The organism is Phocaeicola oris, from assembly GCF_021295095.1.
Lineage (GTDB): Bacteria > Bacteroidota > Bacteroidia > Bacteroidales > Bacteroidaceae > Phocaeicola > Phocaeicola oris.
Genome location: NZ_JAJLQX010000018.1, coordinates 1 through 15,022, shown reverse-complemented (window position 1 = coordinate 15,022; position 15,022 = coordinate 1). Strand labels below are relative to the sequence as shown.

Annotated in this window: 12 protein-coding genes and 1 pseudogene; 10 read left to right on the top strand and 3 right to left on the bottom strand. The window is 42.1% G+C overall.

Annotated elements, in window-relative coordinates; genetic code table 11:
• The first annotated feature begins 14 nt into the window (after nucleotides 1–14).
• The 10 genes and pseudogenes from LO761_RS12595 (at nucleotide 15) to LO761_RS09450 (ending at nucleotide 12,270) form a co-directional block, all read left to right on the top strand.
• The gene (locus LO761_RS12595; protein WP_407951560.1) at nucleotides 15–563 is read left to right on the top strand and encodes a virulence RhuM family protein; all 549 of its coding nucleotides are present in this window, start codon (nucleotides 15–17) and stop codon (nucleotides 561–563) included.
• Nucleotides 544–1,026, top strand: coding sequence for a type II toxin-antitoxin system death-on-curing family toxin (locus LO761_RS12590; RefSeq protein WP_407951559.1), 483 nt, complete (start codon nucleotides 544–546; stop codon nucleotides 1,024–1,026). Before LO761_RS12595 ends, LO761_RS12590 begins: the two co-directional genes overlap by 20 nt.
• Nucleotides 1,027–1,107: 81 nt before the next feature.
• Nucleotides 1,108–1,638: a hypothetical protein gene (locus LO761_RS09485; RefSeq protein ID WP_272818047.1), complete on the top strand. Its 531-nt coding sequence runs from the start codon at nucleotides 1,108–1,110 to the stop codon at nucleotides 1,636–1,638.
• Between the two features lie 276 nt (nucleotides 1,639–1,914).
• Nucleotides 1,915–2,118, top strand: a pseudogene (locus LO761_RS09480) (helix-turn-helix transcriptional regulator).
• Nucleotides 2,119–2,139: 21 nt separating this feature from the next.
• The gene (locus tag LO761_RS09475; RefSeq protein ID WP_272818046.1) at nucleotides 2,140–5,022 is read left to right on the top strand and encodes a type I restriction-modification system subunit M; all 2,883 of its coding nucleotides are present in this window, start codon (nucleotides 2,140–2,142) and stop codon (nucleotides 5,020–5,022) included.
• Between the two features lies 1 nt (nucleotide 5,023).
• On the top strand, nucleotides 5,024–6,238 hold the full coding sequence (locus tag LO761_RS09470) for a restriction endonuclease subunit S (RefSeq protein ID WP_272818045.1): 1,215 nt from the start codon (nucleotides 5,024–5,026) through the stop codon (nucleotides 6,236–6,238).
• Nucleotides 6,239–6,251: 13 nt separating this feature from the next.
• Nucleotides 6,252–9,479, top strand: a complete 3,228-nt coding sequence (locus LO761_RS09465; protein ID WP_272818044.1) for a type I restriction endonuclease subunit R — start codon at nucleotides 6,252–6,254, stop codon at nucleotides 9,477–9,479.
• Nucleotides 9,479–10,156: a M48 family metallopeptidase gene (locus LO761_RS09460; RefSeq protein ID WP_272818043.1), complete on the top strand. Its 678-nt coding sequence runs from the start codon at nucleotides 9,479–9,481 to the stop codon at nucleotides 10,154–10,156. The genes LO761_RS09465 and LO761_RS09460 overlap by 1 nt, the downstream gene beginning before the upstream one ends.
• A gap of 8 nt (nucleotides 10,157–10,164) precedes the next feature.
• Nucleotides 10,165–11,136 (top strand): AlbA family DNA-binding domain-containing protein, encoded by a 972-nt coding sequence (locus LO761_RS09455; protein ID WP_272818042.1) that lies wholly within the window; start codon nucleotides 10,165–10,167, stop codon nucleotides 11,134–11,136.
• Between the two features lie 153 nt (nucleotides 11,137–11,289).
• Nucleotides 11,290–12,270, top strand: coding sequence for a virulence RhuM family protein (locus tag LO761_RS09450; protein WP_272818041.1), 981 nt, complete (start codon nucleotides 11,290–11,292; stop codon nucleotides 12,268–12,270).
• Nucleotides 12,271–12,391: 121 nt separating this feature from the next.
• On the opposite strand, the gene LO761_RS09445 is transcribed toward LO761_RS09450, so the two are convergent.
• The 3 genes from LO761_RS09445 to LO761_RS09435 are packed head-to-tail and all read right to left on the bottom strand — an operon-like array spanning nucleotide 12,392 to nucleotide 14,804.
• Nucleotides 12,392–13,492: a hypothetical protein gene (locus LO761_RS09445; RefSeq protein WP_272818040.1), complete on the bottom strand. Its 1,101-nt coding sequence runs from the start codon at nucleotides 13,490–13,492 to the stop codon at nucleotides 12,392–12,394.
• Nucleotides 13,493–13,515: 23 nt separating this feature from the next.
• Nucleotides 13,516–14,448, bottom strand: coding sequence for a relaxase/mobilization nuclease domain-containing protein (locus LO761_RS09440; RefSeq protein WP_272818039.1), 933 nt, complete (start codon nucleotides 14,446–14,448; stop codon nucleotides 13,516–13,518).
• Nucleotides 14,445–14,804, bottom strand: coding sequence for a MobC family plasmid mobilization relaxosome protein (locus LO761_RS09435; protein ID WP_272818038.1), 360 nt, complete (start codon nucleotides 14,802–14,804; stop codon nucleotides 14,445–14,447). Before LO761_RS09435 ends, LO761_RS09440 begins: the two co-directional genes overlap by 4 nt.
• Nucleotides 14,805–15,022 lie beyond the last annotated feature (218 nt).

Sequence of the window (15,022 nt, the reverse complement as noted above, 5' to 3'; positions counted from 1 at the left end):
TAAATCATAAGTAAATGGTAGAACCGCTGAATCTTAATAATGAAATCGTCATCTACGAGAGTGAAGATGGCAGAACCCAACTTGATGTGAAGTTGGAAGGTGAAACCGTGTGGCTTAGCCAAGCCCAAATGAGTGAACTTTTTGGAAAAGACAGAACTGTGATTGGTCGGCACATCCGCAATATCTTCAAAGAGGGTGAATTGGACGAAAAAGTGGTATGTGCAAAAAATACACATACCACTCAGCACGGTGCTATCGCAGATAAAAAGCAGATACAAGAGTATACAGTTTATAATCTGGACGTGATTATATCCGTTGGCTATCGGGTACATAGTCAAAGAGGGGTACGTTTCCGTCAATGGGCGACTTCTGTCTTGAAGCAATACCTCATCAAAGGCTATGCCGTGAACGAGCGCATACGCAAACAGCAGATTGCCGAACTGCGCCAACTGGTGCAGGTGGTGAGCAGAGCCATTCAGCAGCAACCTGTCCCAATAACTGATGAGAGCAATGCCTTGTTTGATGTGGTGGTGGACTATACTTATGCCCTTCGATACGCTTGATGACTACGACTACCAACGGCTCAATATCATTAAAACAACCAAGGAAGAGTCTTTTCACGCCACCTACGAGAATGCCATGCACGAGATAAATATGCTCCGTGATAAGTTTGGCGGCTCCGCTCTCTTTGGCAACGAAAAGGATAATTCCTTCAAAAGCTCTATCGGACAAATATACCAGACCTTTGGAGGCATAGAACTTTATCCCAGCGTAGAGGAGAAAGCAGCAATGCTTCTCTATCTTGTTACCAAGAACCATTCATTCAGTGACGGAAACAAACGTATTGCCGCCACACTCTTTCTTTGGTTTATGAACAACAACCATATTCTCTATCGTGAGGATGGCTCCAAGCGTATAGCCGACAACACCCTCGTAGCCCTTACGCTGATGATAGCGGAGAACCGGACGGAAGAGAAGGACGTGATGGTGAAAGTGGTGGTAAATCTTATCAATAAGAGCAACTAAAAGAGTAAGCTGATGTTGTTTGATCATCTTTGAGTACCATCCCTTTTTATAGTTCTGCTTGTTCCCGTGATATTGGTGGCGATGTCTTTCTTTGAGCGGCGCACAAGAATATGGGTGTACTATGTTGCAGCTATCCTCATGGGTACTTTTGCCATTTACCAACTTTACGCAAATCTATCGGCACGTTGGGATTTCATCAGTTCTGCTGCCTGTCTTGTTGTAGACTTTATTGCAGCAGCAGTTTGTGTAGGGGGTGCTGTATTGGAACGTCAAAAATCAATTGAAGAGGCACAGGTTCAGCAACAGGATGTTCCTTCCAAAGAGGGAGAAGAGGCAGAAACTCTACCTATAAACCAAATAAAGACAGCGGAAGATTTAGCAACTATAAGAGACATAGAAAATAAAATTGCAGAAAAAGATGCAAAACTACAACAGGAGCAAAATGCAAAGAATGAAGAAGTTCTGGAATGGTTCAACGATCAGATAGTATTTTTTGACGCAACCACCCAACTTGCCTTGCGTAATTGTGCTAAATTGTTTGTGCAGACTGGAGAAATCGTAATAGAGCAGAAAAAATCCCTCCACACATTAGAAAATATAATCAAGGAATAGTCTTTCAGATTTCCAGCATATTTCTGCTTGCAGGAAGAAGCCGTGAACAATGTATCTATTTTGTCCACAAAGTATTTGCCAACGATTTTCGTAGGTCTAACCCTGAAGAGTTTAAAATAAGAATGATAAAAAGAATAAAGGGTCCAAAAACCATGTTGGAAATAATGAAGGAATCAAAAACATCATAATGAACTTTATAGAAACTTTTCCTTGCATTCTTTGCCGTTCCCACAAATTTTGATATATTTGCATTAAATTTCGATTAATGCAATTTATATGGCTAATATAAACCGATTAAAAGTTGTTCTTGTAGAACAGAACAAAACAGGGAAATGGCTTGCCCAAGAGCTCGGCAAGTCTGCAACCACTGTAAGTAAGTAGTGCCAAAACTCCATTCAGCCAGATCTGAATACAATAGATAAAATAGCCAAACTTCTTAATATAGATAAGCGTGAGTTGCTTACGCCAGGGAATGAATAGCCTTTTAAGAAACGGGAAATAATGAAAGATAAAATCAAACTTAGCGGATTGGAATCATTCCTCATGCGTATTGCAGATTATCTGCGCAAGAACATGGAGGAATCAGAATACAGGGAGTACATATTTGGCATGCTCTTCTTAAAGCGCATGTCAGATGTGTTTGAGGAGAAAAGAGAGCAGCTAAAGAAAGATTATCAGCATTTTCCTGACAAAACACTCGAAATATTATTAGAGGACCCGATCACATACGGCGACACCTTTTTTATCCCGAAACGTGCCAGATGGAATGAAGGCTGGTATGACGAGGAGAATGAAACCGAGATTCCTTCCTTGCGCGATCTCAAGACAGATATTGGATCGATGCTGAACAAGGCATTGGCTGCCATTGAGGATGCCAATAAAAATGTGTTACAGGGCATTCTCATAGACCGTATTGACTTTAACAAGAAAAACGGTGACGGCACGCCCTTCATAAAAAATAGCGATCTTCGCAAGATGATAGAGGAGTTCAATAACTTTCCTCCACTGTTGAACAAAAATTTTGAGTTTCCTGACTTATTGGGTGCTGCATACGAATTTATCCTGAAATATTTTGCTGATAGTGCCGGTAAGAAAGGTGGCGAATTCTATACGCCCAGTACGGTTGTACGCCTGTTGGTGAAACTGTTGCAGGTGGATGAGGGTATGTCTGTTTATGACCCAACTGTTGGCTCAGGAGGTATGCTTATTCAGGCGTACCAGTATATTGAAGATGAAGGCAAAAACCCGAAGAATTTGGCACTTTATGGTCAAGACAACAAAGATGGGGTTGTAGCCATTTGTAAGATGAACATGATTTTCCATGACATCACTGATTCTCACATCAAATTAGGCGATGTACTCGAACACCCTCAACACACGAAGAATGGCAAAATTATGAAATTTGACCGTGTGATTGCCAATCCACCATTTTCTCAGAAGTATTCTACTGAGGAAATGCAGTACAAAGACCGTTTCATCTATGGCTTCACGCCAGAGGATGCCAAACAGGCAGACCTTATGTTTGTTCAACACATGCTGGCCAGCTGTGATGAAAGAAAGGGTGGTCGTGTGGTGGTAGTCATGCCTCATGGCGTGTTGTTCAGAGGCAGAAAAGAAAAGGAAATCCGTACTGCCATGCTTCAACGTGACGCTGACGTGCTCGAAGGTGTGATAGGGCTTCCACCGCAGTTGTTCTATGGCACTGGCATTCCTGCATGCGTAATGATATTTTCAAAACGCAAGTCTGAAGATATGAAGGGCAAGGTGTTTTTTATCAATGCCGATAGAGAATACAAAGAGGGTAAAAAGCAAAATACTCTTCGCCCAGAAGACATAGAAAAGATTTCTTACGTGTATCTAAACAAGATGGAAGTACCAAACTATTCACGTTTGGTTGACTTGTCAGAGATTGAGCAAAACGACTACACTCTAAATATCCGCAAGTATGTAGACAACACTCCTGCACCCGAGCACCATGACGTTCATGCCCATCTGGTGGGTGGTGTCCCTACTTCCGAGATTGAGGAAATCAATAATACTCTTTCCTCAAAGATACATTTTGACACCTTTACCCTTTTCGAGGACGGCAATGACACCTATCGTCAATTTTCGGTAAACAATCGCGATGAGATTAAAAAGGCTGTTGAAGAAAGCGGTGAGGTAAACGCTATAGTGTCGCAGCTGCATAACCACCTTTCTGCATGGTGGGGAACTGCTAGCGAAGAGTTTGCCTCTATTGCGGGACATCGCGACGCACTGCTCCCGAAAGTCCGCAACAGTTTGATGCACTCCATGCGTCAGGCTCTTGAACCTATAGGTATGCTCGACCAACATCAGGTGGCTGGAATCTTTGTCAACTGGTGGGACGGGGTCAAGTATGACCTGAAGAGCATCATGCAACGCAAATGGGATATTGACCTTATCTATCCCGAATATAACGATCTTGTTACTGCCATGTTTTTTTCCGGTGAGCAGCAAGCTATTGACAAGAAACGAGAAGAAATTACAAACTGCGAAGTCAAGTTGGAAGATGTTGTCGAGCAAGTGCTTGAAGCTGTTGAGTATGAGCCCGAGGAACCTACCGAAGATGAAGACGCGAAAGACGTAAAGCACACGCCCAAACTGGCATACGAGCAACTTGCGATAGCACTAAAGGATTGTGAAGATGGAACTGAGGAAGCCAGCGATTTAGAGGTGTATTCGGCAAAGCTCAAAGCATGTGAGGAAGCACTAAAGACTGCAAAATCAGAGTATGACCAGTTGCAAAAAACTCTCGACTTGCACTTGGAATTGAAGTGTCTTGGCGCGGAATCTAAAAAGCAATATGCTGAAAGATTGTTGAATCAAGCAAACAATGAGATTGGAGAAATAACCCTACACGCCACTGGTTTCCTTGAACAGACGGGATTGCAATTCTGTATTCCCGCAGAAGATGTTTCTATAGAATCCATTCTTGCCTCATTAGACGAGATAAAAAAGTCGGTACCCTCAAGCAAAAACAAGAGGACTGCCGAACAGAACGCTTTACTAACAAAAGTAGCTCAGGCTAAAAATATACTCAAAGAGCCGAAGAAGAAGTTTACTAAACTTCAGAAGGAAGTTGTGAAGATACAACAACTGCTCAGCGGCTATGATGCGGCCATGCTATCTATTGGCGGCCAAATAACCGAAGAGGAAACGCGCACCTTGATATTGCAGAAGCATTACAATATCATTGCCGACCAGCTTAATCGCTACATCGAGCAGGCGTGGAGAGAAGTAATTGAAGCCAGTGAACATCTGTATGACAAGTATGCCGTATCGGCAAAGCAGATCACAGCAGATCGCGACAGTGTGATGCACGAACTGAACGATATCCTCAAAAAACTCAAATACGTTGACTGATATGGAGAAGGAAAAAATCATTATTCCAAAAGGTTGGCGTAAGATTACTATCGGTGAGTGTGTCGTTGAACGTGGAAAGTCGCCCATAAAGGTGGACGATGCTGCAAACTATGGTTGGTACCCCTTCTTCACAAGTGGCGAGGCTGTTCTGCAACACGATTGTAAACTTGTGGATGGCGAGAACATATATCTGGCTACAGGTGGAATGGCAAATGTAAAATACTTCAATGGTGAAGCAGCCTATTCCACCGATACCTACGTGCTTGGAGCTAAAGAAGACATCTGTCCCAAATTTATGTTCTATATACTGCTATTTCTGAAGCAATACATTGACATCAATTATTTTCAAGGAAGCGGTTTAAAACATCTTCAAAAGAAGGACTTTAAGCGGCACGAGATAATCATTCCCAAATCGAAAGATGAGCAACAACGTATCGCCGACGCATTATCCAAACTTGATGATACGCTTTTGCAAACGCAATCGCTCATTGATAAATACGAACTGATAAAGCGAGGCTTGATGCAAGACTTGCTCTCCCGAGGTATTGACAGCCACGGCAATGTACGGCGCGAGAAAACTCATAAATTCAAGGATTCACCGCTGGGAAGAATACCTGAGGAATGGGAATGTAAAACTATCAAAGAGATTTATTCATCCATAAAATCAGGTATTACTCCCTCGCGAAGTGTATCACGATTTTTCGAGTCGGGAATTTACCCTTGGACAAAAACTTTAGATTTGAATGAGGGTGAAATCTATAAGACAGATGAATATATTTCGGAATTTTGTATGCAAAACACGCCTCTTAAATTGCAACCGGAAGGTTCTGTTTTGATAGCCATGTATGGTGGGTGGATCCAAATAGGAAGGACAGCAATTCTAAAAATGAAGTCTGGAATAAACCAAGCAATTTGTGCCTTATCATCTCCGCGATTTGATATAAATCCATACTATACTCTTTATTATCTCCAACAAAACAGACTTCGATGGAGGAGGAATGCAGTCAGTATAAGGAAAGACCCCAATATAACGAAAAAAAATGTTGAGGAATTTTATATCTCCTTTCCATCGTCATCGGAAGAACAACATTTAATTGTAGAAGCAATTCAAGATATTATTACCTTTAAAAACAAACATTCAGAGCAAATAAAATCACTGCAAAATCAAAAGCAAGGTCTCCTTTCAGACCTTATCACAGGCAGAGTAAGAATCTAAAAAATATTGGTTTATGATACTGACCAACGACAATACATATGAAACATCTCGTCGGCAACAACTGAAAATCGATGAGTATATCAGCGTGGAACACCCTTTCATGGAACAGTTGAAAGAGTTGGGCTGGAAAAATGGTGCTAACGAGGTGATAGAGCTCAAGATGCAACAACAGCCATCTGAGAGCTACCGCACATCGTTCTCCGAAGTAGTGCTGATGCCTAAACTCAGAAAGGCATTGAAGCAAATCAATGCGTTCTTGACAGACAGCCAGATAGACGAAGTGACCAACAGCATTACCACTTATGAAAAAGGTAGTACCCTACTCGAAAACAATGAGCGCATATTCAATCTCATGGTTGGAGGAACGTCGGTGGCACGAAACGAGCAGACGGGCGAACAGTCGCCGTCAGTTCGATATATAGACTTCGACCATCCAGAGAACAATATCTTCACTGCCATATCGCAGTTCAAGGTGGCTATTCCCGGTACAGATCATCACATTATTCCAGACATTGTTTTGTTCCTAAATGGTCTGCCGATTGTTGTTGTGGAGGCTAAATCGCCAAAAGTATCAGAACCATTGCCCGAAGCCATTGACCAATTGATGAGCTACTCGGAGCAACGTGGTGACACAGGCGAGGGGAATCCTGCTCTGTTCCAATATAACCAGTTCTTAATAGTAACTTGTCGGAATGAAGCGAAGGCAGGAACCGTCACCACCCAGCGTGAAAAGTATTTCTATCGTTGGACCGACCCATACCCCATGACGTTGAACGACCTGAAACACGGGCTGAGTGCACCCAATGACCAACAGCGGCTGGTGGCAGGTATGCTTTCACACCAAAACCTCCTCGACATCATCCGCGTGTTCTCGGTCTTCTCTATCAACGACAAGGGCAAGAAAATAAGGATAGTTTGTCGCTATCAGCAGTTCCGTGCTGTTAAGAAAATGGTGGAACGCCTGCAAAATGGCAAGACAAAAGAAGAGCGTGGCGGCATACTGTGGCATACGCAAGGTTCTGGAAAATCGCTCACCATGATGTTCCTGGTGCGCCAAATGCAACTTATACCCGCTTTGCAGTCGTGGAAGGTGGTATTTGTCACTGACCGCACACAGCTTGAAGAGCAATTAGGCGACACCGGTGGCGGCGTAGGTTTTAACCTCAAGAAAGCAGAGTTTATCAATCCAAGGAAAGACAAGCCTATGTGCAGTCTGAAGGAACTTCTGAGTACCAACACTTCCGACCTTGTGATGGCCATGATACATAAGTTCCAGGAATCGGGCGAGTTGGATGATATACAGATTTTCCCTGTCTTGAATGAAAGTCCGAAGGTGCTTATTCTCACCGACGAGGCTCATCGCTCACAATACTCATTGCTGGGCGCCAACCTTGAGCGTGCCCTGCCTAACGCCACTCGCATAGGTTTTACGGGTACACCTACCCCCAAAACCGAACGCTTATACCGAGACTATATAGACAGCTACACCATGCGCCAAAGCATTGACGACGGCGTTACACTTGAAATCATCTATCAGGGCTTTACCCACAATGCTGAAGTAGAAGACAAAGTGGGTATGGACAAAAAGTTTGAAGATGTATTCAGCGACTATAACATACAGGAACGTTTGCAAATTTTGGGCTTTGGTTCTCGCGACGCATACCTTGACAGCGAAAACACTATAAGGGAGAAGGCAAAGTATATGGTAGACCATTATGTTTCGCAAATTTTCCCAGGTGGTTTTAAGGCTCAGGTCATTGCCAATTCCAGAATTGCCGCTGTAAGGTATAAACGCATGATAGAAGAAGCGCTAAAAGCTAAGATTGAGGAACTTGAAAACGACAATCCTCTAAGCATCGATATAGAAAGATTGAAAAAGGTACGTGCAGCTGTAGTAATTTCAGGTGATCGCAACGATGAACTGGAGATAAAGCAATACACAGACTCTACCTATCATAAACGCAGCATCAAGGCTTTCAAACTGCCCTACGATGGTGAGGACGAAGAAGACCCGACAATCAAAGGCGATGTGGGCATCATCATCGTCAACAATATGCTCACTACAGGTTTTGATGCTCCAATAGAGCAGGTGCTCTACCTTGACCGTGTACTTGTGGCTCACAATCTGCTTCAAGCCATCACCCGTCCTAACCGTGTGGGTGGGGATGGCAAAGATTACGGCTTTGTTGTGGATTACGTTGGTATAGGCCATCATCTCAAAAAAGCCATTGATTACTACGATGAGAAGCAAGGTAAAATTGATTCAGATGAAACCGATGAAACACTTACTTGCATAGTCGATGAGGAGGAGTTGCTACAACAACTAAAAGAAACGCATGCTGCCATTTGGAGTTTCTTGAAGGAACAAGGATTGACTGATCTCACAGACGAGGATGCTTTCTTTGATCTCTTCTATGACGAAGAAGCACGTGCAAAATGGCTGGAGCTATATGGAGATTTCACCTGGGCGTTTAATGCAGTCCTACCCAAGAAAGAGGCTTTGGATTATCTGATGGACTGGAAATCGTTTACAGAGATAAACGCTTTGGCATTAAAGCATCTTCGGGATGGTCGATTCAGCATGAAAGGCATCCCGCAAAAGCTACGTGCCATCGCTGACGAGTATCTCAAATCCAAGGGTATCGAAGAAAAGATAGCGCCCATCTCTATTATTAGCGACAAATTTACCGAGGAAGTCAAGAAGCGCAAGTCTGAAAAGACAAAGGCGGCAGCCACAGAACATGCCATCAGAAATTACATAGAAGTGAATATTGATGAAGACCCTGAACTTTTTGCATCTTTCTCTAAAGCTCTGGAAGAGATTCTGAAGGACTTTATGGGTAATTGGAAAAAGATATACGAAGAGCTGGAGAAACTGCGTCAGCGCATACGCGACCGTGAAAAGGAAAACACCTATGGGCTTGATCGTAAGCGGCAGATGACATTCTTCCGTATTTTCAAGTCAGAATTATACAACGACGAAGAACTTACGGAAGATCAGGTAAGTAAGTGTGTCGCCTTGACCATCAACATCGTTGAGAAGTTGCAAACCGAACTTCGCCTTCGCGGTTTCTGGAACAGTACACCGGCTCAAAATCAGCTGAAAAGTGAACTACAGAAAATTCTTCTCTCTCCTGATTTTTGCTCAATGCCGGGTATTGTCGCCAAACGGCAGCAGATCATTACCAGGATTATGGAAGTGGCGAAAACCAAACATACAACTATAATTTCTGATTTATAATGCTATACGAAATCGAATACAGTAATCGAAGAAAAACTATCGGTATTGTCGTGGAACGGGACCGACGGGTGATTGTGAAGGCCCCTGAAGGCCTCGCTGCTTCGCGTATTCAAGAAATAGTTGAAAAGAAAAAAAAGTGGATAGAAGAGAAAGTCAATGACACTTACAAATATCCGACAGAGCCAACCAAGAAGGAATTTGTATCAGGCGAAAGCATGATGTTAATGGGCAGAAACTGTTCCCTACTTGTGGTTGATGAAAATATAAGAGGCATTCAATACGATGGTTTCTCTTTTCGCATCTCAAAAAACAATCAGGGAAGGGCGCATGAACTTTTCGTGGCGTGGTATAAGAAATACGCACTTACAAAAATTGAACCAATGGCAAAGTCGTATGCCCAAAAGTTAGGTGTTAACTATAATAGTTGTTCTGTTACTGATACAATGAAATACAGATGGGGGGCGTGTACTCCTAAGGGGAATGTCTATTTCAATTGGCGCATCATCAAGGCTCCTATATTTGTCATTGAGTACTTGATTGTGCATGAATTAGCTCATCTTCGAGTTTCTGACCATTCTTCGGAGTTTTGGAATATAGTATCAATTCAAATTCCATCATACGAAAACGCGAAGATCTGGCTTAGGGACAATGGTAATGTTTTAGAAGTAGATTTTTAATGGTGTTTATGAGTATAAAGACAATAGAAGACATTCGTTTGCTGATTAGCAATGCTGTTGAAGAATCAACGGAAATGGAATATAAACGCTCGTTTGCTGATGACAAACAAAAGCGTCGAGAAGATATTGCAAAAGATATTAGTGCCATGGCAAATGCAAATGGTGGAATTATTATCTATGGGTTAAATCAAAAGGAAACCACAAAAGAACATGCTATACCAGAAGAAATTAAGCCAATTCCTTCTGATAGTATGTCCAAAGATCAACTTGCCCAAATTATTTCATCAAACATATCTCCACGCATTAAGGATATTGAGATAACATATATCCCATACAATCAAGAAGGCGGAATCTTTGTAGTCGAGGTGCCTAAAAGTCAAACAGCTCATCAAAATCTGACCAATCACTTATACCATATAAGGCGAAATGCAACCATTGAAATAATGGAAGATTTTGAAATCCGCGATATAATGAACAGACAAGCTAATCCTCCTTTGTCGATTGACGGTTGCGGGCTATATAAGATGAAGAGTACTGAAACAAAGGATGAATACGAGTTTATGGCTAAAATAACAAATGATGGATATTCAGTTTGTCAAACATATAAACTAAATATTTATCTAAACAAGGTTGTTGCGTATTGCCATATTAAGTTTCCAGTTCATGAGGGCTTTTCTTACACTGCATTAGATGAAAAGAGGCTTAAAATTTCATGCAATTGTATGGAACCAATATTCCCTAATGAAACTCTAGAGATGGGGCATTTCAATTTGATAATTCCGCATGACAAAGAAAAAGAGTATTTGACTGGACTCATTATTGATATGATTTTATTTTATCCTGGCGGCACAAATGATGTTGCATATATTCCAAATGAAAAGAGATATGTAATAGGAAGGAATAAAATAGATACACTATTGGGAAGGGACAAGATAATAGATTATCCAATGCTTGAAGTTAGGCAATCTAAGAGAGATTAGGCTTGTATTCTAAGCTTGAAGCGAGCCAGCTCTCATCTTCTCCTACATTTGAATTATGTCTCTACTAAATTGCTTAATACAGCAGACAAACGTGATTATACCATGATGGCAGAGGCCCTATAAAATAAAAAGTTGACATAGATGTTATAATAAATGGAAGAAAAAAACAAGATTATCATATACACAGATGAAAGCGGGCGGACCCAAATAGATGTGAAGCTCGAAGATGAAACATTGTGGCTAACGCAGGCACAGATGTGTGTATTGTATCAGACCAGCAAATCTAATGTAAGTGAGCATATCAAGCATATCTTTGAGGAGGGTGAATTGCAGGAAGCTTCAGTTGTTCGGAAATTCCGAACAACTGCTGCGGACGGCAAGTCATACCTAACTACTTATTATAATCTGGATATGATTATCGCTCTTGGCTATCGGATACGTAGTATCATAGCAACACGTTTCCGTCAGTGGGCAACCATACGGCTGAAAGAGTATATTGTCAAGGGCTTTACACTGGATGATGAACGCTTGAAGAAGTTAGGTGGCGGAGGTTATTGGAAGGAACTTTTGGAACGTATTCGGGATATTCGTGCCACTGAGAAGGTGTTGTATCGTCAAGTATTGGAGATTTACGCCACAAGTATCGATTATGATCCTCGTGCGTCGGTATCGCAGAAATTCTTCCAGAAGGTGCAAAACAAAATTCATTATGCCATCCATGGGCATACTGCTGCAGAACTCATTGTGGAACGTGCAGACGCAGAAAAGGACTTTATGGGATTGCTTACTTTCAAGGGCAATCAGCCCACACTGATGGAGGCTCGCACGGCAAAGAACTATCTCAACGAGAAAGAACTTCACGCCATGGGACAATTAGTATCCGGATATTTGGATTTTGCGGAGCGTCAGGCAGAGAGGGAACACCCGATGACTATGAATGATTGGGCCAACTACCTTGACCGACTTCTCACCATGTCAGGCGAACAACTCTTGCAAGATGCTGGAAGCGTGTCGCATGAGGAAGCTATGGAGCATGCCACAAACGAATATCGGAAATACAAACAGCGTACCATCAGTGATGTTGAACGAGATTATCTCAATGCTATCAAACGGTTGGGAAAAGGCGGGGATTAAAGTTTAGTCAACCACAATAACCAGCGTAAATTCCTGCTACTCCCCCTAGGAGCAAAAAGCCACAAGAAAGGCTTGCAAGAATCGAAAGTGCGTCAGTCTCTAATGAAATCACTATTCCTCATCACTTCCACTTTTCTTTTCGCTGCAAATCCTCACGAATGCGCTTGTTGATGGCTTCTTTCTGTGCAGTTTGGTAATTGGCGACATACTCCTTTATCCGTTTAATCGCTTCTGGTAAACGATGGGTAACGAAGATAGAATCCAGTTTTAAGAGTGTTGCAGGTGTTGCTTGGCCAACCGCTTGGATATAATCGAATTGTAATGCTTTGTCGGCATTGTACCCCAATATGCTTTCGTATCTGTTGATGATGTTCGTCTTTTCTCCATTTGCAAATCCCAGGCAGACAATAAACAGCAGCAAGAAAGTGATAAAGATATACAGACACCGAACTTCATTGTTGAGATATAGCTGTGTCCATCGTTTCTTGCCTAACTGCGGCGCTTTATTCTGTGGCTTGGACAGTAGTCGCCCTTCATTAGCCATTTTCTTGTTGTTCGACAACTGAGTATTGATGACTTTAGATATATTCTCAGTAACCTGATCCGCAACTTTCGTAGCAATTCTACCTGTAGTTTTCTCCAGCACCATTTGGGAAACTGTTTCGGCAAACTGTTTTTTAGCGGCATCGTTCATCTTGTATGTCAACATATCCAGTCTATTGCTGCCCTTGCGTAATTCGTAATCCATTCTGAGAAGAAACTCGGCTGGTCGTTCTTTGAAGTTCTCGAAAACAGTAATCGGCTCCCCATCAATATCTCTGATTTGTTGGTTTACCTCAAATTCGAGTACCTCGGCATTCCACATGGCTATCAGGTCGGATTTAGTGAGGGGGAGGTTCCCATTTTCTGAGTTTTCTCTTGGTCTGTTCTGCAACTGCACTGTAGCAACATCTACAAGCCTTATCGTATCATCAACAGGCGAGAGTAATGTCTGAAAGAATATTTTGATACGTTCTGCCCATCCCTCCACAGAGGATTGAGACGGTTCTTCGTCTAACAACTTCTGTACATCTCCTGATAGGGAAGGGACCGACTTCGTTTCTTTATCAATCAGTAGGTTCAATTCTACGACTTTTCCATACAACTCTATCAGTTTCTTTGCTAACAGTTTGCCCTGTTTCATTTTATCAGTGAAAAGGACATTTATAATCTTTATATCCATATTTCTATTGTATTTATGATCTGCTAAAGTTTTAGCCCATTTCTGCGTTTAAAGTTTTCCTCATTATCCACATCGTCATAGCCACCCACTTCGTTCTCCGCATTGCGGGAGTTGGTATTGGCGTTCTGATTCACTATATTGGTGAGAGAATGATGAGAGGTGTGAACTTGCGATATACCTACAGAATTGGCGACATGAGGGGAAACGGCAGATGCTAAGCGTTTTTGTCGTTCTGCTGCCAATTGATTCAGCCGTAGAGACTTGCTTATCTTGGAATAACTGTACCGACGGTCGATCTTTGATCCTGTGAAACGATACCCATTTAAGATGAAGACAACGCCCTGAATAGCTCCTGTTTGACCTCTATAAACAAACTCGCATGAAATATCCTGCTCGGCAAGTGTACTCTGTAAATCCTTCCAACTCGTACATTGTGGCAATAGAATTTTAAGAGCATCGTAAATGACATATCTTGATTTGTCAGGTTGCCGCAATCGGTCTCTGTTTACCTGCTCTTTTCCTGTAGCCATGTATAAGCCATATTTCATGGTTAGTTCCTTACACACTTTCCGATTACGGTCACGCTGATGACTGTCAGAAATGGTTTTCCCATCGTTGTTGATGCGATTATAGATCAGATGGACGTGTGGATGTTCATGGTCGTAATGTCGCACAATGATGTATTGAGTATTGCCGATACCCATGCGCTGCATATACTCCTGTGCAACCCTTACCATAAATTCATTGGTACAACGGTCTCGGTCTTCGGGCGAGAAGCTAAGGGCAATGTGCCCTACTTTGTTGGTTACTTGTGGTCGCATTTGTGCCTGAATTTCGAAGCTCTCGGCGATGGAGGCATTATCTTTTGTGCGAACACCTTCTGAATCGATCAATTCAGCATCCTTCTTCATGTCTATGGCATAATCTACAACACGTCTGAAGTTTGTTCTAATCATGATTTTTCCGAACATTTTTTGATACGCTTAATAAGTTCATCTATAAGTACAGCCATTTGCTCCCACTCTTTGGTCACCGTAAAATATCCCTCGGCATTTGCCTTGTGTGCCAGTTGATTAACATTGTTTGCCATACCGCATAATTGACGGATGAGCCACGCTTCATCTTTTGATAGTCGTGGTATGACATTCACTTTGAATATCGTTACACGGACAAACTCGGGTATGGTCATTCCGGCACTTTGAGCTTTGGCCTTTAATGTATAATACTGTTCCGTGTTCATTTTTACAGAAACACGGTAGTTCATTTTTTCTTCTATTTTTAGAGGAGGTCGTCCTCCGGAATTTCTTGTCATATCATTATCTGTTTTCTGAATCATAGACCAACGGGATGCTTCGTCACGCAGAGCTGGGACGAGGTTATGGGGCACCCATAACACAAACTTACTGTTACTTTGCAGAATCAAAGAGCTGTTGCTCCAAAAATAATTTTAATAACAATATTTTTTCTTATGATTTAGACTTATCTTTAATCTGCAGCTACGGGGTGAACATAACACCTTGCTAAGCTTAA